The sequence below is a fragment of the Mesorhizobium sp. P2_D1 genome (genome assembly GCF_056404455.1).
Genome location: NZ_JBFUDZ010000131.1, coordinates 1 through 1,335, shown reverse-complemented (window position 1 = coordinate 1,335; position 1,335 = coordinate 1). Strand labels below are relative to the sequence as shown.

General features: G+C 61.3%; 1 protein-coding gene and 1 pseudogene. Both read left to right on the top strand.

Features of this window, described 5'->3' with window-relative positions:
- Nucleotides 1–242 (top strand): annotated as a pseudogene (locus AC1D0I_RS32510) (hypothetical protein); the annotation flags it as partial.
- Between the two features lies 1 nt (nucleotide 243).
- A partial coding sequence (locus AC1D0I_RS32505) for an AlbA family DNA-binding domain-containing protein (RefSeq protein ID WP_477400171.1) occupies nucleotides 244–1,335 on the top strand: 1,092 nt, incomplete at its 3' end.

The window sequence follows — 1,335 nt, the reverse complement described above, 5'->3', positions numbered from 1 at the left end:
ACCCTGAGGGCAGCGAGGCGCTAGCCGAAGTCTGTCGGCCCCTGCTGGATCACGCCAGCGGCGCGAAAGGCTTCGGCTTCATTGCCGAGAAATTCGATACGGCCGACGGCTATGGTCCGACTTGTGTTCGCCAGTTCGTCCAAGAGACCGACATCTTGGGCGATCGCACGGCCGACCAATGGCAACAGGACGCTTTTGGTCAGGTAGACGCCTGGCTCCGAGCGCTCGGGTTGCGGGGTTGAGATGATGGCGGCCGCGCGAGAGGCTGACAAGATCGCCGTTTCAGACCTGACCGATCTCATCGCCGGCGCCAACGAGAACCTGGGCGTCGAATTCAAAGCCTGGATGGATACAGGACAAGCCGAGCACAGAGCCAAGCTCGCCCGCCATATCGCGGCGCTTGCCAATCATGGCGGTGGCTATCTTGTCTTCGGCGTCGACGACAAGACCCGCAAGCCACTTGGTGCCACCGACCTGGCGTCTTCCTTGTTCGGGCAAGACGCTCTCTCCAGTATCGTGAAGAAGTATCTCGAGCCACGATTGCAATTGCTGGTCCAAGGCGCCGAGTTTGAGGGAGTGACATATCCGGTCGTTGTGGTGCCCTCGCATGGGTCGCGCCCCGTCGTCGCCATTGCAGACGGTCCGCAAGGCGCGAATGGCAGGCCGACCGGCATATCCCAAGGCACGGTTTACATCAGGGCGGCCGGTCCCGAGAGCGTGCCTATCCGAAGCGCCGATGATTGGAACGCCCTTCTGGAGCGATGCCTCTCGCATCGTGTGGACCTCTTGGGAAAGATCCTGCGGCAGTCGCTGGGAGGACGGTCGCAACCAGACGTCCGCATGGTCGAGTTGCTCGTCGCGGCGGTGTCAGAGGCGGCCGCTGATTTCACCGCGCAAACCCGCCTTCTGGCCGAGCGGGTGGAACCCAAGTATCAGCCGCGAGTACTGGAAGCAGGCGATAGCTTTTCAGCCATGGGCTACGCCTTGGTCGATGCCGACGGCGACCCGATCAATATTGAGAACCCGCGGGCGCTGAACGAGCGCGTCTCCGTGGCGATGCATCGCTACGCCTATTACGGATGGGGTTCGTTCCTTCCCCTCACCGTGCCGGAACGCGCGCCGCAGGTGCGAATGTCAACATTCGCTGGCAAGGAAACCACCTATCTTGAGGGCATGCGAGTGGAAAACACCGCCCTGATCTCAAGCGCATTCGATTACTGGCGAATCTACGAATGCGGCATCGCGGTCAGCGTGGAATCGTTTCGCGACAATTGGTCGAGAGAAGGCCAACCACCACCACCCAAACATTTGACGCCGCTTTGGACGCTCGTAGCG